This is a genomic window from Alteromonas sp. LOR, from assembly GCF_000753865.1.
Classification (GTDB): domain Bacteria; phylum Pseudomonadota; class Gammaproteobacteria; order Enterobacterales; family Alteromonadaceae; genus Alteromonas.
This window is the reverse complement of sequence record NZ_JQFW01000004.1, coordinates 97,705-121,776: the sequence shown is the minus strand read 5'-3', so window position 1 is coordinate 121,776 and position 24,072 is coordinate 97,705. Positions and strand designations below refer to the sequence as shown.

The following is a 24,072-nucleotide window of genomic DNA, read 5'->3' as shown; positions in this document are numbered from 1 at the left end:
TATGATGGCGAGCTTAGAAAATATCGAGAATATTGAAAGTTATCTGCTTGCGTTAGGCTTGGTCTTAATGATTGCTGAGCTGCTCCTTGGCTTTTCAATTATTTTACTATTCACTTTGGGCGTATCTTTGTTGATAACCTCAGGGTTGGTATTTTTAAACGTCTTTGAGCCGAGCTTATTGAATCTATTTATTGCGGTGTCTGTCCTAGATACTCTGTTAATGGTACTGCTATGGAAGCCAATGAAGTACCTTCAGCGAGACAAGGCCCCACAATCGGTAAAAAGCGACCTTGTGGGCAATGTCATTGAGCTCACCCAAGATACTGGGCCAACTCACCCATCAACCGTGCAATACTCTGGGGTAACGTGGAAGGTAAAGTGCAGCGAGCCGCTACACGCTGGCACTCAGGTGGTTATTGAAGATGTGGAAGTGGGAAGCTTGATCGTAAAAATAAATAGGTAAAATCAAATACAGTAAAACCGAATACAGTAAAATTAAACACGTAAGCTAATAGCAATAAACAGCACACCTTGCGCTTATTAGTGGTTATTACATAAAAACTAATTGCCAATTGATAGCGCTTGGCGTGCTTTACGCTCTTCATTAACCAAATGCGGGGTTTTATCCTTGAAAACGTGCTTTTAAACTAACGGATAGTTAAACTATATCCATTCTTGAACAGCACGGTTGAACTATGCAACAACTCATCGATAGTGGAAATTTTCTCGCGTTATCCAGACGCTCTCCTTCGTTATTTTCAACACCAATCACGTTTGAACTGCAAAACACCAGCGGTGTTGTACGCGTTGTTATTGCAGCGCCAGGGATCATTAGCTTTTATCCTGAAACGGACACGCCTAATAAGAAAAACGTCGTTTTATCCTGCGGTGTTCACGGCAACGAAACCGCGCCTATCGAAATTTGCGATGAGCTGGTACAGCATATTCTAACGGGCAAACTCACTCTGTCACATAATGTATTGTTCTTGTTCGGCAACTTACCTGCTATGGATATTGCAGAGCGCTTTGTTGAAGAAAACATGAACCGCTTGTTTAGCGGTGCACACTCTAAAGGTGAAGGATTAGTAAACAGTGAGCGCAAACGAGCTAAAGCGCTAGAAGATGCCGTTGCCAATTTCTTTAATGAGAACAGTGGCGAGCGCCTTCATTACGACCTGCACACCGCTATAAGAGCCTCGAAAAACGAAAAGTTTGCGGTATATCCGTTTTTGCATGAACGCAAGCACAGTAAGGGCCAGCTTGCTTTTTTAGCGGCGTGCGGCGTGAAAACCATACTGCTGTCTGAAAGTGCTACGACGACATTTAGCTATTACTCTTCGTATTACCATAATGCTCACGCTTTCACCGTGGAACTTGGAAAGGTTCAGCCGTTTGGGCACAACGATATGGCTCGCTTTGCTGACGCTAAAGCCGCGTTCATAAGCCTTATTACGGAAGAGAATTATGCACCAACGGTTGAGATTGAAGAGCTTGATATCTATCGGGTAAACCAAGTTATTAACCGACAGGAAGAGCAGTTTAGTCTGCATTTTGATGACGACACGCCAAATTTTACTGATTATGCAAAAGGCACGGTGTTGGCGTCTGAGCCAAATACGCAGTACATCGCCCAAGAAGACGGCGAAGCCATTGTATTTCCTAATGCAAAGGTGGCTATTGGACAACGAGCGCTACTTACCGTAGTGCCAACCACTTTAGAAAACCTTGATGCATAGGAAAAGCAGGATGTTTGAGTTAGACAGCCGTTTACACAATGATACATATTTTGTCTGTGATTTAACGCTTTGTCGTGTACTGTTAATGAATGATAAGCAGTTTCCGTGGCTTATTTTAGTGCCCATGCGCAACAACATCGCTGAAATAATTGATTTACCGGAGCATGATCAGCAGACGTTGCTTGCAGAATCAGCCAAGGTGTCGACAGTGCTACAGCAGGTATTTACGCCTTATAAACTGAATGTAGGGGCTTTAGGCAATGTGGTTAGGCAGCTTCATGTTCATCATGTAGCGCGCTTTGAAAATGATGTAGCTTGGCCCAAACCCGTTTGGGGTAATCAAGCGCCTGTGGCCTACGACGATGCCGAGGCGAGTACGATATTATCAACATTAAAACAGGCGCTAAGCGAATAACAATTAGCAAAAAGCGCCATCTATAAAACAACACACTTAAATGGAGTTATTATGATCATCTCTACTACGCCGACACTTGAAGGCCACAAAATTGAAGGCTACTACGGCATCGTTGTTGGCGAAGCTGTTATGGGAGCCAATGTTTTTAAAGACCTATTTGCTTCTATCAGAGATATTGTGGGTGGGCGCTCTGGTTCATACGAAGAAGAGCTAACGACTGCGCGAAAGCTTGCGTTTAGTGAACTTGAGCATGAGGCTCGTGCAATGGGCGCAAATGCGGTAGTGGGTATAGATTTAGACTATCAGGTCATTGGCGATAAAGGCAGTATGCTGATGGTGAGCATCAGCGGCACTGCGGTAAAAACAACTCCGCTTTAAACTGAAAATTAACACGTTAGTTTGAAAAAACGCTGCTTGCTAAGCAGCGTTTTTGCTACCAGTCGTCGTCTTCATCATCAAATCCATTAGACGTTTTCTTACCCTCTGATTTACCAGCTGGCCCTTTACTGGTTTTGTCATCATCAACAGGCTTAGGCGGTGTTGGGAATTTAAATTTAGCGCTGTACTTTAATAACGTAATATTGCCAACCACCACCCCTAATACCAATACAACGATAACGATTACCCAAATTGTGTCCATACTAGCTCTCAGTTATGTAGTGAATGTGAAATTGGAAAGTGCTTGTATCAGCAATGAGATGCTTCACATCGTTATGAACCGTTATTAAGCACATAGCGATTATATAAATAAGGTAAATTAGCTAATACCGTATCTTTACCTAGCATGTCGCTTTGTTCTAGGGCGCTAGCGAAAGCTTCAATGCTTCTTGACTGCTCAAAGTCAGTCGCAACAGCTTTGTGACTTAAATGCCAAGGCTCTCGCGCAACACCTCCTTTATTTTCGCTAAAAGGTCGAAAAAAGCCAAACTCAGCCATATTACCCTCAAGCCAGCAGGCAAGTGCATAACATGGCCCTTGTGGCAGGTATTCTTGTTCCACTAACTCGAAGGAGCCGTTCCATTGATGAACCGACTCTCTATCGTAGACATCTAAATCGGTACCCCAATGATGGCGACTGGCGCCGGGTAATGCTGACCATGTCAAAATAGCGTGCAGCTTATCGGTACTTGATAACGAAGTGTTATCGAGTACTTCGCCGATTGCATCGCGCAATATTGTCTCACCACGCCACTTTTTATTAAATATAGCAAGCTGGCGCTCAAAGCTGCGAAAGCTGCTGACTATTTGTAGGTCGATACCGTCGCTATGGGCTTTTTGCTGCATAGCGGTAAAAGCTAATTTCACGGTAGGGTGAAGCAAATGGCCATGACCAGCATCAACCAAGTCTTGGTTTTGCTGGCCTAGCCACTGTTGGTCTGTGATGTTGCGAGTCATTAGTTGGCAAGCAGGCGTTCGAGAATGCCAAAATACATATCAGCGAGTTGCTCAAGGTCAGACATTTTTACGCACTCATCTATCTTATGGATAGTGGCGTTAACGGGGCCTAGCTCAATCACTTGAGCGCCAGTTGGCGCAATAAATCGGCCGTCTGATGTGCCGCCTGCAGTTGATAACACCGTGGGGCTCCCTTTTACTGATTCAATAGCGCCTTCAGTGGCTTCAAGTAGGGCACCTGAGTCGGTAAGGAATGGCTGTCCGTTAAAGGTCCACTTGATGTCATAGTCTAACTCGTGTTTGTCCAATATGGCTTTGGTACGCTCAATGAGTATGTCGTTTGTCACTTCTGTAGAAAAACGGAAGTTAAAACAAACGTGAAGCTCACCAGGTATCACATTACCGGCGCCTGTACCGCCGTGGATATTGGAGATTTGAAAGCTAGTGGGCGGAAAAAATGCATTGCCGTTATCCCAATGGGACTTAGCCAGTTCATCAAGCGCCGCCGCCGCTAGGTGCACTGGGTTTTTCGCAAGGTGAGGGTAAGCTACGTGGCCTTGAATACCTTTTACGATAAGATCGCCAGTGAGAGAACCACGGCGTCCGTTTTTCACGATATCACCCACATGATCGGTAGAGGATGGCTCGCCGACTAAACACCAGTCAATTTTTTCATTGCGGGCTTCAAGGGTATCAATGACGCGGGTTGTGCCGTTGATAAAAGGGCCTTCTTCATCACTGGTAATTAAAAACGCAATACTTCCCTTGTGATCAGGATACTTGTTAACAAACTCCCTAGTGGCAACAAGCATAGCCGCAAGACTTCCTTTCATGTCTGCCGCGCCGCGCCCGTGAAGGTAGCCATCTATTTCAGTGGCAACAAAGGGCGATGTTTTCCACGCGCTTTCAGGTCCGCTTGGCACCACATCGGTATGTCCTGCAAAGCAAAATAGCGGCCCCTCAGAGTTGCGTCTCGACCACAAATTAGTGGTGTCGTCGAACACCATAGTTTCATTGTCAAAACCAAGTTCGCCCAAAAATGCTTTCATTGCGTCCTGACAGCCTGCGTCATCTGGTGTAACCGAGCGCCGATTAATCAGGTTTTTAGCGATATCAATAACGGAGTCGTTTAGCAAAATATTTCCTCGTACTGAGCAGGTTTAAAACCAATATGAAACGTATTGTTCTTAACTAAAATAGGGCGCTTAATCATTGCGGGATGAAGTTCTAAAAGCGCCAGCGCCTTATCTTTGTCGATAGTCGCTTTCTCTGCCTCATCTAGCTGTCTGTAAGTCGTGCCGCGTTTGTTGACCATCACTTCCCAACCCAGGTGGGACTCAGCAAGAGCCAAGAACTCTGCATCAACACCGTCTTTTCGGTAATCGTGAAAAGTAAAGTCGATGTCCTTTTCAGCTAACCATTTTTTCGCTTTTTTAATGGTGTCGCAGTTAGCAATACCATACATAACTGTGCTCATAATATTAATTCCGTACTTCTGAATATAATGGATGGACTGAGACCGTCACTAAGCCCATTGATAAGAGCGAAGTAAAATAACTCATCACACAAATAAGGTGAGTAATGGGTCTTCAACAGCTTCTACATATTTTCTTGTGGTGGGCATAACACCTAGCAACGCATTCGCGTTGAGCAACGTCATAATACAAACATTGTTTACGCCCTGCTGCTTAAGCCAACCCGTATTGACGGTAAATAATACCGCACCTGCTTTAAATGTTGAACCGCGCTTTACGTGACAATTAAATTGAGCACCGTGAAGATGCTGGGTGCTTTCTCCGAACTTTATCAAGCACTTCAACCCTACGTTTGATTTAATTTCAATGGCGTAATCTAGGGGCGTAACGCGCGTGCAGATACCATTAAAAGGCGCTTTAATACTCGATGACGGTGCATTGATTACGGCGCCGGGCCCAAAGTAACCCTGCGTATAAAGCGTACCATCAATAGAGTTGAGTGGTTGTACTTGTCCGCTCACTGGAGAAGCAATGTCGAACGACTTTTTAAACGTGTCGGGGGGAGAAGAAAGTAGCTGACCTTTCTTCACGGTTATTGAGTTCCGTTTACGGTATAGCCTGCTTTCTTTAATGCTTTTACCGCATCATTAAGTTTGTTGTCTTTTACTAAAAAGAAGTCGGTGTCGAAGGTAGAAACAACAAAAATAGCAACTTTTACAGCCGCCAACACGTGTCCCAACTCAGCCATAATACCTACCATTGAAAGGTGAAGTGGGCCGAGTAACTCGAGTGCACGCCAATTTTCATCGCTATCGACGGAGTCAACTTCCACCGATTCAGGAACAACAATAGACAGTTCGTCTTCGGTCTTTCCAAGAAAGAATAATGGGCTATTTAGCACGGAAGACGGAATGCTCGTGTCGGGATCTAAGCTGTGAATAGTGAATAAGGAGTCGTGTACTAAAAGTGTTTGTTTAGGCATGAATAATCAAAAAACGTGAATGCTTCCAACATATCCACATTAAACCATTAACTGTGATTAAGTGTCACGTGTTATCCACTTAATCTGTGGATAAGTTTGTTGAGTAGTTTGGGGTCTTGTCTTAACTTGTTGATTATAAATAATAAAATAAACTGTACAAACAATGTGCAGTGGATAACATTATAGGTTTCACAAGCATTTTCCACAGGCTGTGTCTACAAGCAAAATCAAAAATGTTTATATATTTTGCAATTTCTTAGCTTGACATTGTCCCTCTTCATTATGATTTTGTGTGGTTTTCATCAGGTACCTCATTAATGATCATTGTTGAAAACACGCGCTAAAAACGGCATAACTAAGCTACACTTATTGATAAGTATTTAGACCTCGTCGCTAGGCTTCTACTTCCAAAAGGCAGCGTTCTAAAAAGCACTGCCCTCAAAAGCAGTGTCCTAAAAAAGCGGCGTTAATGCATAAGGAACAACTATGTCTAGTTGGTGTGATATTACAACAGAGCACGCAGAGAATTTAGTGAGTTTTTACGAATCAGTAATGGGATGGAAAAAAGAGCCTATTGATATGGGCGGGTACAATGACTACGTTATGATGAGTGCCGACGGTACGCCCATTGGCGGTATTTGCCACAAGAAAGGGGTGAATAGCGACTTACCCGGAGGCTGGATAAACTACTTTACGGTGGATGATTTAACACAGTCGTTAGCTAGCGTTGAAACAAAAGGTGGCAAGCAAGTAGGAGAGATAAAGCATCACGGAGAGGATCGGTTTTGCACAATTCTAGACCCTTCAGGCGCAGCTTGTGCACTTTATGAAAAAAACGGCGAATGAAATTTCTTCAGTCGCCGTTTTAAAAGTCACCTAATGCATGTGTTTAACACATGCTTTTTAATGTGAGCATTGAGCCTTTATTTGATTATATGTCGCTCGCCCACTTATTTATTGTTGTTCTTTTACACTTCTTTCTTGCTGTTTAACCGCTCTTATTTACTAAGCGCACCGCGACTAACTTGGTCGCGCTCAATAGACTCAAAGAGTGCTTTGAAGTTACCTTCGCCAAAGCCGTCGTCTTCTTTTCGTTGAATAAACTCAAAGAACACAGGCCCAAATACGGTCTCTGAGAATATTTGCAGTAACAGGCGAGGCTCACCATCTTTTGTGGTACCGTCGAGTAAGATACCGCGCTTTTGCAGTTCTTCTACGTTTTCACCGTGGCCGGGTAGACGCTCTTCTAGCATATCGTAGTACGTGTTGGGCGGAGGCGTCATAAATTTCATGCCTCGCGCTTTTAGCCTATCAAGGCACACTTCAAGATCGTCACACGCAAAAGCAATATGCTGAATGCCTTCGCCGTTGTACTTCATCAAGAATTCTTCAATTTGACCGCCGCCGCCAACGGCTTCTTCGTTTAACGGAATACGAATTTTACCGTCTGGAGCCGTCATGGCTTTAGATAACAACCCTGTGTATTCACCTTTAATGTCGAAGTAACGGATTTCACGGAAGTTAAATAACTTCTCGTAGAAGTTTGCCCAAAAGTCCATACGGCCCCGATATACGTTGTGGGTAAGGTGATCCAGCGTATGGAAGCCACAACCAACTGGATGGCGATCGACGCCTTCAATCCAGTTGAAGTCGATGTCGTAAATTGTGTTCTCGCCTTTATAGCGGTCTATGAGGTACAACATGGCGCCGCCGATGCCTTTAATGGCTGGAAGCTTCAATTCCATGGGGCCTGTGTATGTATTCATAGGCTGCGCACCGCGCTCTAGCACTTCGTTGTATGCTACTTGTGAGTCTTTCACTCTAAAGGCCATTCCGCATGCTGATGGGCCATGCTCTTCAGCATAATAAGCCGCGTGGCAGTCTTTTTCGTAGTTGCTTAAAAGGTTAATGTCACCCTGGCGCCACAACTCAACGTCTTTTGACTTGTGGCGAGCGACAAGGGTGAAGCCCATTGCTTCAAACATTGGTTCCAGAATACCTTTCTCTGGCGCGGTGAATTCTAAAAATTCGAACCCGTCTAAACCAATTGGGTTTTCAAATAAATCTGCCATGGGTATTTTCCTTAAGCAAAGTGTTTTTGTAATTGTGACTCGATTGTAAGCGCGACGTTAAAAGACAAGCAATAGTGAGGAGATACACGCGTATTCCAATTGGAAAGCATGGTTGTAACGATAAGTTTTCAGTTGTGTCTAATCAAACGCTTAGCGGCAGAAAATAGTAATTAATACCTTGATTTTATTGGATAAGTTAAACTAAGAATATAGGCTGGTGGTGTTCACTTTTTGATACAGCGTATCAAGTTCAAGAAAGTCACACCACACTGTTGCCGAACTCTTTGCAACTAAATGGTTTTACCTCGATGTTTCAAACTAAATGGTTTTTAGCGTGTGCCATCAAAGTATTTCTTTAACCCCTTCCAGCACCCTATGTAGTCTTTTTGACGTAGAGGAGTTTGCATCGCATAGGCCGAGGGCGCTATGGGGAATCGAGATTCGAACATAAATGCCAATGTATCTTTATATTGTTGGGGTAACAAATCAGTATTAGAGGCTTTTTCGAACACTTCTGCCTCAGGACCATGAGGTGTCATACAGTTGTGAAGACTCATACCTCCAGGCACAAAACCATGTTCTTTCGCGTCGTAGGTGCCCTCAATTAACCCCATAAATTCACTCATCACGTTTCTATGGTAATAAGGGGGTCTGAAAGTGTGCTCTGCCACCATCCAGCGCGGTGGAAAGATAACGAAATCTACATTTGCCGTGCCCTCTAATTCAGAGGGTGAGGTAAGCACGGTAAAAATAGACGGGTCTGGATGATCGAAACTTACCGTGTTCATCACGTTGAAATTAGCAAGGTCGTACTTATAGGGGGCAGAGTTGCCAACCCAGGCAACCACATCAAAGGGAGAATGGTCGAGCTCGGCAGCAAATAAGTTACCGCAAAACTTATTGATCACAGTATGCGGTGTGTCTTTATCTTCAAACCATGCAGTTGGATATAAGAAGTCTCGTTGGTTTGAATATCCATTTGCGCCCACCGGTCCACGCTCAGGCAATACAAACGGGTGCCCGTAGTTTTCGCAAATGTAGCCACGAACCGGGTCGTTTTCGGCAACGTCCACCGAAAAACGCACCCCGCGAGGGATAACCATTATCTCACCCGGAGCCGCGGTTAGCCTACCAAACTCAGTCTTTACATACAGAATGCCCTGTTGAGGAACAAACAACATTTCGCCGTCTGAAGAGTAGAAGACGCGATTTCCCATAGATGCATTGGCACAATAGCAGTGGATACCCATGCCGGTTTGCACCTTTGCATCGCCATTAGTGCCTACGGTAATAAGCCCGTCGATAAAGTCGGTCTGTGTTTCTGGTAGCGGAAGTGGATCCCATCGCAATACGTTTGGCGGACAGGGAATGTCTGTTTCGGGGCCGGTTTTAATTAATGATTGAGAGTAGGGTAGGAAGTCGCCCATCGCAATAGAGGGGCGAATTCTGTAAGTCCAACTACGTCTATTAGAGTGGCGTGGCGCTGTAAAAGCCGTACTGCTGAACTGCTCTGTATAAAGATTATAACTTACCTTTTGCGGGCTAAATTGACCTTTTGGCAGCGCATCAGCGAGCGCTTCGGTTTCGTGCTCGTTATTAAACCCACTCATGTATTCTAGATTTTGCATCAATTCTTGCACCAATAATACTCCTTGCCCTTTTTCTCTAATCAAAAGCGCTTAAAAAAAGGCTTTGCCGTTAATTTTTTGCGCTTAACGCTTGCTAAAGAAACTGTTTACGAAAGTAGTTACAAATGAAACTAATTTGTTTAGGCTAGAACGTACAACTATGTAAATCAAATGTGAATGCAGATTAGCGCCTGAACTTAACCGCAAATTGTGCCGATTAGTTTACATGTTAGATGCGCTATTTATGTACCCAGACAGCTTTTATAAGAAGCGATAAATGTAAGGAAGTTACCCGTGCAGTTAAACGATATGCTCGCCTATAAGGTCGCTATGTTATCCAGTGATTTAAGTGAATCACTCGCTACGGTATACAAGCCCTATGGGTTAACTATGCCAGAATGGCGCGTGCTCGCTACGCTAGGTAATGCGATGTCGTTAACATCAAAGCATATTGCAGTTGCCACTCGTTTAGACAAAGTCAAAACCAGTAGAGCGCTTCAGCAATTGGAGAGTAAGCAGCTGATTGTTCGCGAAACGAATGAAAATGATAAGCGAGCTATCAACATATCGTTGTCTGCAGAAGGAGTGCGTACTTACAACGCGCTTACGCCATTAGTTGCGAAGTGGCAAACAGACAGATTAGAAAATATCACTGACGATGAGTACCACATATTTTTAAAAGTGATAAATAGCTTAACCCAACAAAAGTAAAGGCTTGGTGCCGAAATAGCGTGGTAGGACAAGTGACATTCTGTGAGGTAAAACGGTTACTTTTAACAGGTTAACTGGTAATTTGTGTTCAAAATGCAGTAAAGCACAAAATACAGCACAGCACTCACTAAACACGGCAAAAAGCGCAGCACGGAACACAGTAAAAAGCGCAGCACAAAACACGGTGCGGTAGCTGTAAAAATCAGAACAGGAAAACCAGTGGCACCATTAGAAGTATATGCAGGTAAAAAAGCACACGAAACAATTTTAAAAAATGGTTTCCGCCCTGAATTGTTTAGTTACTTTTTAGGCGCTTCAGGCGGCCCGAAATGGTTTTCGCTAGCTGGTTTAGACAGAGTTTTATTCCCTGAATGGTTTGCCAATGTTCAGCATCAAATTCATGTTATAGGTTCGTCGGCAGGTGCGTTTCGCGCAATCTGCGCAGTACAAAACGATCCGCTTGCTGCCATAAACAGGCTGGCACAGTCATACTCTACCACTACCTACAGCAGCAATAAGCCAACGGCGCGAGAGATTACGGCGAAAGCAGAAGATCTTTTAAAAGAAATGGTCAGCGACAAGGGCAAGCAAGAAGTGCTGGCCAATGAGCGATTCAAAGCCCACTTAATTGTGGCTAAATGCTTGGGTGCCACACGGTTTGAAAGTAAATTGCAACAGCTCTCGGGTCTTGCCATGAGCGCAGCGGCCAATACGGTCAGCCGCAAGAACTTAGCAAAGCTTTACGAGCGGTACGTGTTTTCTTCGCCCAACAGCCAATTAACCATTACCGACCCATACGGTATGCCATCTCATTTCCATTCTCTTACTGAAGGGAATATTCATAGCGCACTCTTAGCTTCAGGGTCTATCCCCATTGTCATTGAAGGGGTGAGAGAAATTGAGGGCGCGCCAGTAGGCATGTACAGAGACGGCGGTATAATCGACTATCATTTTGACGTGTCTTTTGGCCCCGATGAAGGCTTGGTTTTATATCCTCACTTTTACAACAAACCTATACCTGGATGGTTCGATAAGGGCTTAAAGCGCAGGGTACCTCACCGTTCAAGCTACGATAATGTAGTAATGCTAGTGCCCTCACCATCGTTTGTTGCAAAACTGCCGTACGGCAAGATACCTGATAGGAAAGACTTTGAAGTGCTCGATGCGCCTACGCGCATAAAATACTGGCAAACTGTACTAAGCGAAACCGATAGGTTGGGGGAGTACTTTATGGAAGCGGTGAACGATGGAAGATTGGTAGACAGTATTAAACCCCTTCCTTTCAATCAACGTTAGATGAAGTTGCTGGTAAAATAAACACTTAAGCGCGATTTGTTAAGTTTTTCTTGCAGCTTTCATTCTGCCTCAGTATTATACGCGCCGTTGAGCAAACAAATGCCCATTTGTTATTTATCAACGCCTAGATACACAATGCGTCTATAGCTCAGTTGGTTAGAGCGCTACCTTGACATGGTAGAGGTCCCCTGTTCGAATCAGGGTAGACGCACCACCACACAAGCCCTGCAGCGTAAGTATAGACTCACAAAAAACTTTAAAAATAAAAGTGGGAACGAATCGGGAACACTGTTTAAAAAGGGCAGTTCCATTGCTGAAACTACCCATGTTTTCGTTGTCTGATTTAGATTGGCCTTACTGAAACACTTTGAATTATCCGTTTGAGTCGTCTTGGTTGCCGCTCTATTGCTGATAAGATGTCATCACTACTTCCTTGTATCATGTTGCTAATTGAAATAGTTGTATTGTTAGTGTTAGTTGAACCGCTTTTAACGGTCTGCAAGCTTTGCGCTTTCTGCTTATCTAAATCGATAATCATTTCATTAGGGTGAACGGTAACAGGTATACCACCTCTACCATCTATGCCGCCAACTCTTGCACCCCTGCCCGTATAGCCACCACCCTCAAAAGAACCAGCGCTTTTAAAGCCAGATAAGGCCGCGAATGATTCCGCGGTTGCCAGGGCTATAGCTGGGATATTGGCAGGGAACGGAGCGGATGCAACTGCTTCCGATATTGCTTTGAACTTATTCATAATAAGTTGCTTAAGCTTTATAGCTCTTTGTATGGCGGCTACTTTCTTTGATTGCCCTATTTCAAGATTCGCTACCCTTTCAAGGTATGAACGCTTTTTAGCTATCTTCTCTTCATCGCTGGTTTCTTCTTTAGAGCCTTTTTCTGGTTCAGTCACCGGTTCTTCAACGGTTGGACTAACGCCCAGTGTTTTTTCTAGTTGATCCTTTACGTCTTGTGCTTTTTTTAATGCGTTCTCGTTAGCAGTTTCGAAAACTTCATCAATCTTTGCTTTCATTGCAACTGAGGGAATCGTTTTCATCATCGCATTTTGTAAATCGACTCTAGAACTTTCTAAAGATTCTTTCATCGAATCTGCAAAGTTTGTTATACCGTCTACATTTTTTACACCCTCGAAACTAGAAAGCTCGTTAAGCATTTGTTTCGCGGTATCGCTATACTCTGAAGCGAATGACAATACATCTTTAATTGGACCTAAAGCATATTCGTTTATTTTATTCGCAAATGGTATTAGTCCTTGATTTACGACTGTGTCAAGAACTGTTGCCCAAACCGTACCAAACCCTTTAACGGCAAGTTCGACGGTTTTTAAGATTATGCTGATGCCATGTATTCCATCGGCAAAAACACCAACGACTTTCGAGCTTCCTGTTATTACATTCTTTACTGTCTCACCAAAATTATTCCCTTGTGTTGCGGACTCCGTGAAAGCAGTTGCAACGGCTTCAATTAGTGGTGAAAGCTGGGAACTCGCTTGTAACGATACGCCTTTAATTGCTTTCTGCGCTCTCAATATCGCATCATTAGCGGCCTCAATCTTTGCGGCATCAACTCGATTCAATGCGAGGCCTAAAGACTCAACTTCATTTTTAGCGGCTTCGAAACCTTCGCGGCCCTGGTCAAGTGTGTTTATCAACTTGATACCAGACCTACCGAAAATATCTGACGCATAACTCGCTTGGAGTGATTTATCTCCTACGCCCTTTATCGCTTCAGCAATGGTTAAGAAACGTTCTTCAGCATTAAGGCCTTGGAGCTGGTTGATAGAAATTCCAAGTTCTTCGAATGCTTTTTTACCGGTACCTATTCCGCGGGATGCTTCACCGATTGAGCGTGACATTTTCTCGATTGATTTGTCGAGCCCTTCGATAGATTCGCCATTAAGTTCAGCCATGTGTTGGAGTGCTGAAAGGCTTTCTGTACTTATTCCAACTCTGTCTGATAACTTAGCAATTGAATCACCAGCTTTAAGGCTGCCTGATATCATCGCGCCAAAACCTGCAACACCTACTAGGCCAGCTATTCGTGCCTGCATGCCGCCGATAGATTTTACAGCGGTATTGGCTCTATTTCTGAATGTGGTTAAGTTAGCCGTAGCTTTTTTAAGGCTGGCCTCAAATTTCTGTGAAGCCAGTCTTAAATCAACTGTTAAGCGTCCGATGTTACTCGCCATAATTGCCCCTTAGCATTACAAGCCGTATTTTTTGAGAGGATCATCATCTTCAGCAATGCTTAATTTAGCTTTGCGGCGGCTCTCTGGCGTGAGGTATAGATCGTTTGCTAGCCCTCTCAACTGAGCGTGTAATGATGCAGTAAATTCGCTTGGTTGCTCTCTCAATTGCGCCATAAGAAAGCAATATTGTTCAAGAATAGCCTTATCAGCGCCCGTTATTAGTTCAAAAACTTCCATTTCCTTTCGAACTTCGCTCCATACTTTTTTCTCAGCACCTTTAATGTGCCGGGGGCATGATGGAAAGCTGTAAGCCTTATCTGTCTTACTCTTCAATGGATCTGTCTGTTGCTTGGCTGCGTCTTCTCTGATCCTGTCGAGGGTTCTAATTGTTTTATTCATATTGCTAATTCCAAATTTTGAACGCCAGGCGTGTAAAAAAACCTATTGCGGCGGTACTGTGTAAATCGAACCTAGTCTTGAAAATACCCCCGTACCCCTTGCCCAAAGTGATACCTAATCCTGCGTCGGTTCTGCTGCTTTCGCTTGTTGCAACCAGCTTTGACTGTATTGATCACCACCTTCTCTCGGCTCCATGTTCTCGGCTCGTCTACATTGATTAGGATTCATCAATCCATTTCTAATCGCTATGTCATATAGTTCAAAGCGTTCCCTAGCAGTAGTTCTCATTATATCTTTTGTCTCGAACTGAATAGATGTTGTGCTCTGTGCTCTATCTGGTATCAGGTTCATCAGTAAAGAGGCTTCTATGTTAGTAAGCCAGGGCTTTAACGTTTGCTGAAGGAAAGCTTTAGAGGCCTCGGCAAAGTTGCTGTAAGTACTGTTACTGTAATCCTGTAAGAATATAGGGCTTATCTTAAACATACGTGCTATCTCAGCAATGCCGAACTTCTTAGACTCCAGCCACTCTGCATCATGGTTACTCATGGTTAAGTTGGTGAACTCTCCGCCCTCAGTCATGATCAGGGGCTTGCCTGAGTTCTTGTTGCCAGTGTAGTTCTTGGTAATGTAGTCTAAGGTAGTCCTCATCGTCTCGGCGCTCATTTTATTGGGCCAGGTAAACACACCTGAAGGAGCACACTTATTTTTAAAAAGGCTAGAGCCGTGTTCTTGCGTGGCCATTTCAGCGCCTAATGATTCTCTACAAACAGTAATAGGGCTTTTACCTATGATTCCATCATCAGAGTTAACTCGAATATGAAGCATTTCTTCTTGCTGCAACGAACGATACTTACCCTTTCTAGTGACGTGATAACCCAAACGGTAATTAGGTAATTCTTTTACTGTTACCTCGTTAGGGTGAAGCGGTATTATTTTTTGAACTCTACCCGCATTATCATAAATAATTTCAGCGTAAGAGTTACCAGTGAGTAGAGCGCTGCGCATCAATGCAACTTTGAAGTCGAAAGCAGTTTGGTAGCCGTTTGGCGAAATGTTTAATAGCCTTTCAAGAACATTACTGCGCTGGCGCTCTTTGTCGCCGCTCTCGTTTTTTTTGTAAACATGAACAGGCATCGACGCGATAGCTTCACTAATAGTATTTACCGCGCAATAAACAGCGGGTAAGTTCTGGGCCGTGTCACTACTCACTACTGAGCCGGAAGCGGTTTCGTGAGTGGTAGACAAAAGATTTAAAAGTTGGTCTGTCGATGTTATCGAGGCTGACCGCTTGAAGAACTTCAACGGGTTTAGCATCCTAGTACCTCTGTTTTGTACTTAGCCAAGTCGAGCTCATAACCTAGCGAATTAAGTGCGCTTGAGTTCTTGTAATTTTCCAAGTGTCTCATTGCGACTTGAACGTTAGTTGCCCTGTAAGCTGGCATACTAGTAATGGTTATCTCGTGAAGCACGGCGCTTGTTACCGTTCTAAGTGCGGGGTCTTCGTCAAAGTTCCATTCTGCACCCTGGTCATTAACGGTAAAACCGAAACTCATTCCAGTAATATCACGGCGTTCAATGCTCTCTAAAAGATCTGCTCTTGTATTGGGCGGGTCTATCTCCACTAATAGCCCCTCCCGATCTTCCTTGATGCGCATCGTATTAGACTCAGTTCGACCAATTAGCATTTTGGAGTCGTGTTCAACCAATGCGCGTATATCACCATTGATTGAATCACCAAACGCACCAGGGGAAATGATTTCCACGAATCCGCCTAAATTTTCTGAGCGTGAGTTGTAAACAACTGGTCGCCCGATGATCTTCTTACCTTGAAGGCTTAAACCAGCCGCCGCTCTTACTTCTAGTTTCATTGAATAACCTCGAAAAAAGGGGCCGCGGCCCCTCTATGAATTAAGCTGCTGCGATTGTTAGTGATTTAATAGCATTTGAATCAACTAGGCCGCCGCCGACATAACGAGTCGTGAACATCTTCACAAAACCTTTTGAGGTAATATTGTCTCGAATCATTTGGATACCGCTTGTATGGTCTAAAACCGTGTAAGCCTTAGCTAAGTCACCATATACAATTTGGTCGTCTGGAATAGCTTCTGCTATCTCAACCGCTTTACCTAAAAGCGTACTAGGTGAGCCTTCTGCGATGCCTGGTCTCCAAAGATAATTATCATCAGAGTCTTTGAGTTTGCGAACTCGTTCTAACATTGCATCATTCATATAGAACTTAGCGCCGGCTCTATAGCCCTGGCGTAACTTGTGAACAAAGGTAATCAGGTCATCACCGGTAAGTGTGTTCGCGGCTGCGGTTTCAATTGCTTGGATAGTACCGAATGCTCGTGTTGAATCGTCAGTTGCAGCCGTGGGATAAGTTAACAATCCTTTTGGCTTTTTAACGGCATCTCCATTCCAAAATGATGCTTCTTCTACCACTCCGGTTTGCTCCGCTACTTCTGAAGTTAACCAGCCGGCAATGTCAAAGTCTGACCAGTCAAGCAATTCTTGTGTAGTGCTCGGATAGGCGAAAAGACTATTAAGTCTGATTTCTATGCTTTCTAAATTGCTTGTGCTTGTCTCGCCTCGTGTATCACCTTCAGCGGCCCATGAAGCTGTAGTACCGCCGGTACTTACTAGCAATTCATGTGATTTACTTGAGGTGGTTTTAACAGTGGCGTTGGAACGAAAAACTGAGTTGTCTCGAAGTAATTTGTAAATAGCTCTATCGAGTGTCGGAACTACTGCGAAACCGCCATCTGAATCAACGGCGCTTGTCAGTGAGCGAACATCACCAGTTTTGATAAACGTTCTAAGCTCTGCGTTGCTAGGGGCTTTATCTTCTGGAGTTGACTCGGGGCCAGTAATTAAACTGCGTTCATTGTCTGCAAGAACTTCCGCTCGCTGAATGCTTGCGTTCGTTTCTTCAATTGATTCTTGAAGCGCTTTGAATTTTGCGTCTTCGTCTTTGGATAAACTGCGCTTTTCACTTTCGGCAGTTTCAACCATCTTCTTCATTTGGGCATGAAGGTCTGCCTTTTTCGATCTTAACTCTAATAATAATTTCATATTGTTACCTGTTTTAGTTTTTAACTTCAGGCAACTATTAGAGTAAGCGGGGCGATAGTGAGCGCGGTATCTAAACTTTAATAAGGCAAAAGACTTGAAACCAAACCGCCCCGCTTGGTAGTTGCCCGCTGCTTAAGCATTGAGCAACTCAATAATACTGTATATAAATACAATATCAATAATAAATTGCGCAAATATTGATCTTCACAGCATTAAATGCTTAATTTAAGTCTATTTTTAGTTTTAAATTCTAAATATTTGGTATTTGGCGACTACACCAATCAGTTAACTTTCTTCAACCGATTGGTTGATTGGTCAATAATCCCGATATCAGGACAGAACAGTCCCGAAATCAGGACAGGCATGACTCTTTGCGTTTTCCTCTATAGAAAACCCACAAAACCTTGTAACCCTATGATTCAGCTATGAAATGTGCGCTTTATGGTTTTTTCCGTGACATGTATATGACAAGTAATGTGTATTCCACAATGGAAAACGCCAAAAATCATTTACATTATTGAATTGCTTAGCTTTTTGATGTTTATAGCTTTTAGCTGTGGACGGGATATGGACGGTTTTTATAAAGAGAGGGTAACAGAACGTTACCCCCTTCGAACTCTATCAAGCTTTGGGTAACCACTCGTTACAGGTCTCTTGTATCTTATCTAGGAGGGCGTGAACGACTAACTCATGTTTACCTAAGTCTATGGTGTTTTCAAATATTTGTTGTTGGCATGTCGAGCTAAGCGCTTTTATTTGCTCCATGCTATCAACTAACGCTTTATCTGTGTGTGTCATGGCTTATACCTTCCTTAATGTGTTTTCAATTTGCTGGTGAACTATTCTTACGTTTCTCTCTGCTAACTCTTGTTGAAAATCTGTTTGAGCCTCTCTTGCCTCGAATAAAAGATCGCCAGCGGCCCACAATGCTCTAGAGACTGTTTCTTGATTCACTCCGTGTTCTTCGACTCCAAGCTGTACAAGACTCAATATCGCCTCAGCCTTATCGATTGCAGCGGTTCGTTTATCTTCAACATCTAATGCTCTTTTTTCCATTTCTGAGTTCATGGTAGTTCCTCTAGTTAAATAAACTTTCTTTTCTAATGGCTAGGCCGATATTACCGCCTAGTTCCTTCTCAGCCTGTGCCAGCGCTTTTCTCGCTTCGCCTAATGACTCAAGGCCTGTCTTAATAATTCGGTAAGGCAGCTTGTTCTCAATCACTGAAAAAATTGTTTCTTCGTTTTCCACAACTATTCTCCATTGTTTGCTAACTGACGTTGTTGTATATTGATTGGTACACACCCATTAATATAAGAGTGGTACACACCCAATGCAAGAAAAAAATAATAATTCTTCAAAAAGGTCTGATGAACGAAAAGGTTCTACCAGGAAAAACATTCGTTTCGAAGATGGTCTGCTCGAGAGAATTGAGACTGATCGAGCCAAACTTAATCAACCGTTTTCCGAGTGGGTAAAGGATGCCTGCGAGCAAAAGTTAAAACCTAAATCCACCAGCTAGTCGTATTTGACTTTTTTTAAGTCGGATTCGACTTGTTTTTAGCCCAAATTTTTCTACTTGTCCTTTCCCCCTTATTTCTATGTTTAGTTGTTGTTTGTTTAGTGCGTTAAATAACTCTATGTATGGCTTACTATTAAGGGGTACAGAATCTGTACACTGGGTAAGGTTTTCCAATATTCGTAAGTTATTGTTTTAATTGCTTACTAAACTTGAGCCAGTGTACGGAATGTGTACCGCTAAATTGAGCCAGTGTACGGAATGTGTACCGCTAATCATGTTTGCTGTACACATTTTGATACCTGGCTTTTTTAAGCACTGCGCCTTTTATCTACATCATCAATGAAAGTTCTTAGGGCCTTACTAGTTGGCTTTATATCCATGTCAAAGCCTCTAATCTCGTCCACGCTCTCATAGGTTAATGCGTAGTAGTTAGGCGTTCGTCCGTTCTTACATAAGCCTGAGCCTTTACTGAGCTCAATGAACCCTTTAGTAAGCAGCTCCTTTAAAGCAGCACTAAGCGTAGACTTCGACTTAAACCCTTTGTCGTGTAGCTGCGAGTGAACGGCGCATAACTTGCCATTATTGTTACCTTTGTATTGGTAAGCGAACCAGAGTAATAAGCGCACTGAGTTAGCACTTAAAGCATGAAAATCAGGATGCTCGATAACTCTGTTAGGTATACCAGCAAAAGGTCTTGGTTTGCTCTTTGCCATAATATCCCCTCGGTACTTCTTACCCTGTTATGGGTAAGAAGTTACCCGAAAAAGGGTAACCACAAGGGCTACACTGGTTTACTAGTGGGTTGATATATAGCGCTAAGCTTTAGAGATGGGGCGTTCCTCTGCTTTCGATAAAAATTCAGCAACGTTAACGCTCTGTTAGCTTGAACAATATCGGGTAGCCAATAACGAGAAAAAGGCTTCTGGCGCTTGTGTACTATTGATTGTTTATCAGACCGTCTCATTATTTTGATATCGTGCTGATTCTGTAGCGCTGAAATAGTTGAATGCAAGCACGATTCACGGTAGACGGAATAGGCCTCCGGCTGGGTAATACCGTTTGGACCTACCTTTAAAAGCATCTCAAGTGTATATTCGCTCTTGATACGCGGGCCGATTTCTGTAACATAAGAATTGCCGTTCTTGATGTTGTCGCCCTTCGGGGTGGCTTCATTCTTTTTCATTTCTTCACCTTTGCTTCAAGTTCTTCTACTTTTTCATTTAGGCCGTCGATGGTCATACTTAGTCCAGTTTCGACTTCAAGAAAGTGCCTAAGCATTTCTTCTGCTTCGCCTAACTTATCCAGGTTCTCTTTGCGCTCCTTACCGAACGACAACAGCATCGACCTGTAGAACTTCACTTTCTTTTTATCGCTTAGGTGGGAATATCGAGCGTGTAGCTCTTCAAGCTGTTTGTTTACCAACTCCTTTATTGTTTCCATTACATGCCCTCCTTGCCATTCTGATCTAAGCCTTCAAGCCAGTCTTGAATGTCTGCGAGCCGGTAACGTACAGATTTACCGAATTTTATGTGGTGTGGTGCGGGTACTCCTAGGATATAACCTGTCATTCGTGATTTGCGCCATGAACTTGCAGGTATGCCCGTTAACTCATTTAACTGAGTATCTTTGAGCAAGAGCATATTTGGTTTGTAGTTTTCTAAACTTTCGGAAGTTGCGGTCTTCATTTGTGCCTGAACTGTCATTTTGTTTCCTTAGTTGTTACTGACAGTTCCATATTGTTGCTTTTCGCTAATTGTTTTTACCTAACAAAGGATCACGACCTTTTTTTTACTTCATTAACATGTTTCTTAGCTTTCTCTTCATATAATTTTTTGTATTGCTCTGCTCGTTTTTCTCCAACTGCTTCTTTTTCTCCTGCAAGTCTTAATGCCTCTTCATATGAAGTGCCAGAGCTGCGCAGTTCATTAAAAGTAATCGCGATACTCATGCCTTTTCTATATTCTTCTGCAGGGTTTGGCTGCTTGTGTGGGGTGCGATTTGCTTTAAGGTACTTCGCAGAAAGGTTTCTAATTTCCTTAGCCTGGGTTTTTTCACCGTTGCACAATTCATCTTCAAGCATGGGTTTGAGTATTTCGTATAAGTTATCGAGGGTTAATTCATTAATTTTGCCTGCTTCATATTCAGAGCAAAAGTCAGCAAAAACAGCAAAGCCGCCAGCAGATTTCCGTAACTCTTTTTTCAGTACGTCCGTGCTGTCGTTATTTTTTTTAATTTCCATTAGAAACCACTCCACTATTAAAGTCGGATGATATAGCTTCAAGCGCCTCGGCGGCGTGATGGGGGGAAAGATGCCCGTAATGTTCTTCTATCATCTTTGTTGACTTGTGGCCTGATAACTTCGCCACTGTAAAGAGTGGAACTCCTTTGGCCACAAGTTTACTTATGTAATGATGTCTTAAAGAATAAAAGTCCAGCTTGGCTTCTACACCTCCAAGCATCAAAATATTATTCCATGGCTTTTCGTGCGCGTCTCTGGATAACTCCTTGCCAGTAACAGGGGAGGTAAAGACAAGATTTTCTTCTGAAGGGTTTCCGTTCTGCTCTTTCCATTGTCGCATTACATGCGTTATTGATTCACTCAATGGTATATCGAGTTTAGCCGGTGATTTATGGTGTCGTGTTTTGTTTGGTACTTTCACCAAGCGCTTAAAATTAAGGTTAAGCTGATGCCAATGAAGGTTATAGAGATCACCTGGGCGCATACCTGTATAAGCGGCTAACTTAAAAAAAGGAAAAAACCAATTTGGAAAAGCAACATCGTTAAAAGAGGGTAGGTGTGATTTACCATGTTGCCGACTATTTTCACGGCCTTGTATTATCTGCTCTCTATACTTCTCCAATCCATCATTAAGTTGATCAATTTCTAAATCAGAAAGCAATCTTCTTTTATTGTCTGCTTTGTTGTGAAGTTTTTCTTTTTCGGTATCAGTCATATCCAATAGCGAAACCTCAGCTAATGGAAAAGAGCTTATAACCTCATTTCGATACGCATGCCTTACCATTGTTTTTAAAGCTGCGTATGAGCGGCTCACGGTGTCATGTGAACGAGGTTTAATTTCTTTAGTCTTTTTATCAACTCTTGAATTGGTATATTCAACTTGCCATTGATGTATGAGACTCTTGTTTAATTCATCCATTGGATGATCAAGGTATTCAGCAAAAGCCCTACGAATCATGTCGAGCGTATGCTTACCATTGTTTGACTTGCGCGACTGATGCAACTTATAGGGGCCGTCTAAATATGCGCCTATGGTTCTTTTGCTTCGCGTGAGCTCATTGAGCCTATACTCTTCCTTTTTAGCTTCTACCTCTTTTACCGGGTCTGTTCCTTTGTTTAAGCTACTACGATATTCAATTGCTTGCTCCGCTGCATCAATTCTATCTTTTGAGCCATCAACAAATTTACCTAAGCTGGTTTTTCTGCGTTTGCCAGCAAAGTCGGTGTAACGCAATCGCCAGGTTCCACCTCTTTGTGTTTTTCTTAAGTGAAAGCCGATGATCTTTTCACAAGGCAATTCAGCTTCATGCTTCGCTGTTTTAATGAAATTAGCGGCGGTGGTTTTGGTGATAGAAGTAGGGCTGAAATTTGCCATAACTTTCCCTTAAATTAAAAAGTGGGAACAAAGTGGGAACATTATGGGAGAAAAAAGGGGAACAATCAAGAACAATCAGGAAAGGGTAGAGGTCTCTAGTTAACTTGTATTTTTAATTAAGCGTATGAATTTAAATGATTTATTTGTTTTTGGTTGTTCTTTATGGTTCTTGGTGGTGAGATGGTAAAAGTGCTTGACATGGTAGAGGTCCCCTGTTCGAATCAGGGTAGACGCACCATCTATTTTTCTACTTAAATACCGTTAAAGCTTCTTTAAAAACCACGACTTTAAAGTGACGCGAATTGTGCCTGTAAGCTCGCTAATAGCAAATCAGAATGTGATCAAATACCTTATCGAACAATCCTAAGTATATTTACTAATTTAATTTTGAGGGCTAAATAGTCTTATAGCGTATGCTCTTGACGCATGTTCGGCCACGATGACAATCCCTTTCCTATCGTTAATTGCACCTTCATAGTCAAAAGGGAAGGTTCCATAGGCCAAAAGGCCCTCATACGTAAAGTCTTCAAAACATGTATCAACTTCGACCGTTATGTTAAAAAGCGTATTAACATCTGCGATAGGTTCGACATTATCTGAGTAAATACAGCCTGCAGTGTCAGAGCCACTTATTACACCCTCGTTGTCTATAGCAAAAGAGCGAGTGAAAGTGTTATCTGAAGATGAGTCAGAATAATTTCCAGCAACATCAGTAAGGGTAATGATGTCTTGTGACGTCACTGTCGTAGCAGAAAACTCAATGACGCTGCCCGATACCGTTGCCGTCCCTTCAAGCATGTCGCTTGTTGCACTTGCCTGCATTGAGCCATATCGCGTCATATTATCTTTGGGATAGTACATAGTATCTTCAGAAGTGATGACGTTTGTGCCAACCACATCATTCGCAATAAGCACATTGCTAGAGTTTTCTGCAAACAGAATTGCCTTTCCCTCTGAGGAAACGGCTACTACAACGCTTTCTTGTTCGTTATCTATAGTTGTCGCATCGCCAAACCAAATGCCAATAGCTGAATCAACTTCCTCAACAGCGTCGATGTCACTTGCGTCATTATTATCGCTGCAAGCAGTTAGGTGCAAAGCGCTTAGGGTTACGCCGATGATTGTGTAAGAGCGATAAAAAGCGGTGTTTTTTACGCTTGTGCTTTTTAAGCGGGAGTGAAAGAGTTTCATCATTTACCTGTCCTTGTAAATCAGTCTTATAAACCAGAATCCTTGTCCAAAAATATCATCAATTATTTGTGTTGAATAGGCAAAGGCGCCTTAAAATTAACACTGCAAATCTGGCTATATGCCTAAATTATTTCAAATTCTTTTTTTAGACGAAGATCTAGTGCTCAAGTGATTGAACTATTGGTACAGAGACAACAGTTCATGTTTTAAGGGGTAAGTAAAAAGCACAAGTAAAATTTTCAGCCATCTCTGTATTTCGCTTACATTTTACGTAAAAGCGTTAGCGCTGTCTGGCGAATATAATTTCCAAAGTCCATGCATGGTAGGGGCTGGAGCAAAGCCAGGCGGTTGGCAGAACAC

General features: G+C 42.9%; 30 protein-coding genes and 1 tRNA gene. 8 read left to right on the top strand and 23 right to left on the bottom strand.

Annotated elements, in window-relative coordinates; translation table 11 throughout:
* The first annotated feature begins 1 nt into the window (after window position 1).
* The 4 genes from JV36_RS0102285 (at window position 2) to JV36_RS0102270 (ending at window position 2,529) form a co-directional block, all read left to right on the top strand.
* Window positions 2–463 carry an NfeD family protein gene (locus tag JV36_RS0102285; protein ID WP_032095022.1) on the top strand — a complete coding sequence of 154 codons (462 nt, stop codon included), beginning with the start codon at window positions 2–4 and terminating at the stop codon, window positions 461–463.
* A gap of 232 nt (window positions 464–695) precedes the next feature.
* Entirely contained in the window at window positions 696–1,736 is a 1,041-nt protein-coding gene (gene astE, locus JV36_RS0102280; protein WP_032095023.1) for a succinylglutamate desuccinylase, read from the top strand.
* 10 nt (window positions 1,737–1,746) lie between these two features.
* Window positions 1,747–2,151 (top strand): HIT domain-containing protein, encoded by a 405-nt coding sequence (locus JV36_RS0102275; RefSeq protein WP_032095024.1) that lies wholly within the window; start codon window positions 1,747–1,749, stop codon window positions 2,149–2,151.
* 51 nt (window positions 2,152–2,202) lie between these two features.
* Window positions 2,203–2,529, top strand: coding sequence for a heavy metal-binding domain-containing protein (locus JV36_RS0102270; RefSeq protein WP_032095025.1), 327 nt, complete (start codon window positions 2,203–2,205; stop codon window positions 2,527–2,529).
* A 55-nt stretch (window positions 2,530–2,584) separates the two neighbouring features.
* On the opposite strand, the gene JV36_RS0102265 is transcribed toward JV36_RS0102270, so the two are convergent.
* The 6 genes from JV36_RS0102265 to JV36_RS0102240 form a co-directional block, all read right to left on the bottom strand.
* Window positions 2,585–2,791, bottom strand: a complete 207-nt coding sequence (locus tag JV36_RS0102265) for a DUF2897 family protein (protein WP_032095026.1) — start codon at window positions 2,789–2,791, stop codon at window positions 2,585–2,587.
* A 71-nt stretch (window positions 2,792–2,862) separates the two neighbouring features.
* A complete protein-coding gene (locus tag JV36_RS0102260; protein WP_032095027.1) occupies window positions 2,863–3,546 on the bottom strand; it encodes a M15 family metallopeptidase in 684 nt (227 codons plus the stop codon).
* Entirely contained in the window at window positions 3,546–4,682 is a 1,137-nt protein-coding gene (gene dapE, locus JV36_RS0102255) for a succinyl-diaminopimelate desuccinylase (RefSeq protein ID WP_032095028.1), read from the bottom strand. Before dapE ends, JV36_RS0102260 begins: the two co-directional genes overlap by 1 nt.
* Window positions 4,676–5,023: an ArsC family reductase gene (locus JV36_RS0102250; RefSeq protein ID WP_032095029.1), complete on the bottom strand. Its 348-nt coding sequence runs from the start codon at window positions 5,021–5,023 to the stop codon at window positions 4,676–4,678. Before JV36_RS0102250 ends, dapE begins: the two co-directional genes overlap by 7 nt.
* Window positions 5,024–5,107: 84 nt before the next feature.
* The gene (locus JV36_RS0102245; protein WP_032095030.1) at window positions 5,108–5,611 is read right to left on the bottom strand and encodes a PTS sugar transporter subunit IIA; all 504 of its coding nucleotides are present in this window, start codon (window positions 5,609–5,611) and stop codon (window positions 5,108–5,110) included.
* Between the two features lie 2 nt (window positions 5,612–5,613).
* A complete protein-coding gene (locus JV36_RS0102240; RefSeq protein ID WP_032095031.1) occupies window positions 5,614–6,003 on the bottom strand; it encodes an ACT domain-containing protein in 390 nt (129 codons plus the stop codon).
* Between the two features lie 486 nt (window positions 6,004–6,489).
* Here JV36_RS0102240 and JV36_RS0102235 point away from each other — a divergent pair, with 486 nt between their 5' ends.
* Entirely contained in the window at window positions 6,490–6,849 is a 360-nt protein-coding gene (locus JV36_RS0102235; RefSeq protein WP_032095032.1) for a VOC family protein, read from the top strand.
* A gap of 152 nt (window positions 6,850–7,001) precedes the next feature.
* On the opposite strand, the gene hppD is transcribed toward JV36_RS0102235, so the two are convergent.
* Both hppD and hmgA read right to left on the bottom strand, forming a co-directional pair.
* Window positions 7,002–8,075 (bottom strand): 4-hydroxyphenylpyruvate dioxygenase, encoded by a 1,074-nt coding sequence (hppD, locus tag JV36_RS0102230; RefSeq protein ID WP_032095033.1) that lies wholly within the window; start codon window positions 8,073–8,075, stop codon window positions 7,002–7,004.
* 329 nt (window positions 8,076–8,404) lie between these two features.
* Window positions 8,405–9,703 (bottom strand): homogentisate 1,2-dioxygenase, encoded by a 1,299-nt coding sequence (hmgA, locus tag JV36_RS0102225; RefSeq protein ID WP_032095121.1) that lies wholly within the window; start codon window positions 9,701–9,703, stop codon window positions 8,405–8,407.
* Window positions 9,704–9,997: 294 nt separating this feature from the next.
* Between hmgA and JV36_RS0102220 the strand changes: the two genes are divergently transcribed.
* The 3 genes from JV36_RS0102220 (at window position 9,998) to JV36_RS0102210 (ending at window position 11,924) form a co-directional block, all read left to right on the top strand.
* Complete coding sequence (locus tag JV36_RS0102220) at window positions 9,998–10,414, top strand: MarR family winged helix-turn-helix transcriptional regulator (protein WP_032095034.1); 417 nt, start codon at window positions 9,998–10,000, stop codon at window positions 10,412–10,414.
* A 219-nt stretch (window positions 10,415–10,633) separates the two neighbouring features.
* On the top strand, window positions 10,634–11,710 hold the full coding sequence (locus tag JV36_RS0102215; protein WP_032095035.1) for a patatin-like phospholipase family protein: 1,077 nt from the start codon (window positions 10,634–10,636) through the stop codon (window positions 11,708–11,710).
* A gap of 137 nt (window positions 11,711–11,847) precedes the next feature.
* Window positions 11,848–11,924 (top strand) — tRNA-Val (locus JV36_RS0102210).
* Between the two features lie 129 nt (window positions 11,925–12,053).
* Here the strand turns inward: JV36_RS0102210 and JV36_RS0102205 are convergent.
* The 15 genes from JV36_RS0102205 to JV36_RS0102135 all read right to left on the bottom strand — a co-directional run bounded on the left by JV36_RS0102205 (window position 12,054) and on the right by JV36_RS0102135 (window position 23,715).
* Window positions 12,054–13,916 carry a hypothetical protein gene (locus tag JV36_RS0102205; RefSeq protein ID WP_052010071.1) on the bottom strand — a complete coding sequence of 621 codons (1,863 nt, stop codon included), beginning with the start codon at window positions 13,914–13,916 and terminating at the stop codon, window positions 12,054–12,056.
* Window positions 13,917–13,931: 15 nt separating this feature from the next.
* The gene (locus JV36_RS0102195) at window positions 13,932–14,315 is read right to left on the bottom strand and encodes a hypothetical protein (protein WP_032095038.1); all 384 of its coding nucleotides are present in this window, start codon (window positions 14,313–14,315) and stop codon (window positions 13,932–13,934) included.
* A 114-nt stretch (window positions 14,316–14,429) separates the two neighbouring features.
* Entirely contained in the window at window positions 14,430–15,629 is a 1,200-nt protein-coding gene (locus JV36_RS0102190; RefSeq protein WP_032095039.1) for a phage portal protein, read from the bottom strand.
* Window positions 15,623–16,183 (bottom strand): HK97 family phage prohead protease, encoded by a 561-nt coding sequence (locus JV36_RS0102185; protein ID WP_032095040.1) that lies wholly within the window; start codon window positions 16,181–16,183, stop codon window positions 15,623–15,625. The genes JV36_RS0102190 and JV36_RS0102185 overlap by 7 nt, the downstream gene beginning before the upstream one ends.
* A gap of 40 nt (window positions 16,184–16,223) precedes the next feature.
* On the bottom strand, window positions 16,224–17,387 hold the full coding sequence (locus tag JV36_RS0102180) for a phage major capsid protein (protein WP_032095041.1): 1,164 nt from the start codon (window positions 17,385–17,387) through the stop codon (window positions 16,224–16,226).
* A 621-nt stretch (window positions 17,388–18,008) separates the two neighbouring features.
* Window positions 18,009–18,185, bottom strand: a complete 177-nt coding sequence (locus tag JV36_RS19660) for a hypothetical protein (protein ID WP_156141761.1) — start codon at window positions 18,183–18,185, stop codon at window positions 18,009–18,011.
* Between the two features lie 3 nt (window positions 18,186–18,188).
* Window positions 18,189–18,455, bottom strand: coding sequence for a hypothetical protein (locus JV36_RS0102175; protein WP_032095042.1), 267 nt, complete (start codon window positions 18,453–18,455; stop codon window positions 18,189–18,191).
* 10 nt (window positions 18,456–18,465) lie between these two features.
* A complete protein-coding gene (locus JV36_RS19655) occupies window positions 18,466–18,636 on the bottom strand; it encodes a hypothetical protein (protein WP_160173347.1) in 171 nt (56 codons plus the stop codon).
* A 579-nt stretch (window positions 18,637–19,215) separates the two neighbouring features.
* A complete protein-coding gene (locus JV36_RS0102165; protein WP_032095044.1) occupies window positions 19,216–19,620 on the bottom strand; it encodes a hypothetical protein in 405 nt (134 codons plus the stop codon).
* A 68-nt stretch (window positions 19,621–19,688) separates the two neighbouring features.
* A complete protein-coding gene (locus tag JV36_RS0102160; protein WP_032095045.1) occupies window positions 19,689–20,090 on the bottom strand; it encodes a hypothetical protein in 402 nt (133 codons plus the stop codon).
* Window positions 20,087–20,347 carry a hypothetical protein gene (locus JV36_RS0102155; protein ID WP_032095046.1) on the bottom strand — a complete coding sequence of 87 codons (261 nt, stop codon included), beginning with the start codon at window positions 20,345–20,347 and terminating at the stop codon, window positions 20,087–20,089. The genes JV36_RS0102160 and JV36_RS0102155 overlap by 4 nt, the downstream gene beginning before the upstream one ends.
* Window positions 20,347–20,610, bottom strand: a complete 264-nt coding sequence (locus JV36_RS0102150) for a hypothetical protein (RefSeq protein WP_032095047.1) — start codon at window positions 20,608–20,610, stop codon at window positions 20,347–20,349. Before JV36_RS0102150 ends, JV36_RS0102155 begins: the two co-directional genes overlap by 1 nt.
* A 71-nt stretch (window positions 20,611–20,681) precedes the next feature.
* Window positions 20,682–21,146, bottom strand: coding sequence for a hypothetical protein (locus JV36_RS0102145; protein ID WP_032095048.1), 465 nt, complete (start codon window positions 21,144–21,146; stop codon window positions 20,682–20,684).
* On the bottom strand, window positions 21,136–22,521 hold the full coding sequence (locus JV36_RS0102140) for an integrase family protein (protein ID WP_032095049.1): 1,386 nt from the start codon (window positions 22,519–22,521) through the stop codon (window positions 21,136–21,138). Before JV36_RS0102140 ends, JV36_RS0102145 begins: the two co-directional genes overlap by 11 nt.
* A 381-nt stretch (window positions 22,522–22,902) precedes the next feature.
* Entirely contained in the window at window positions 22,903–23,715 is an 813-nt protein-coding gene (locus JV36_RS0102135) for a hypothetical protein (RefSeq protein WP_032095050.1), read from the bottom strand.
* Window positions 23,716–24,072 lie beyond the last annotated feature (357 nt).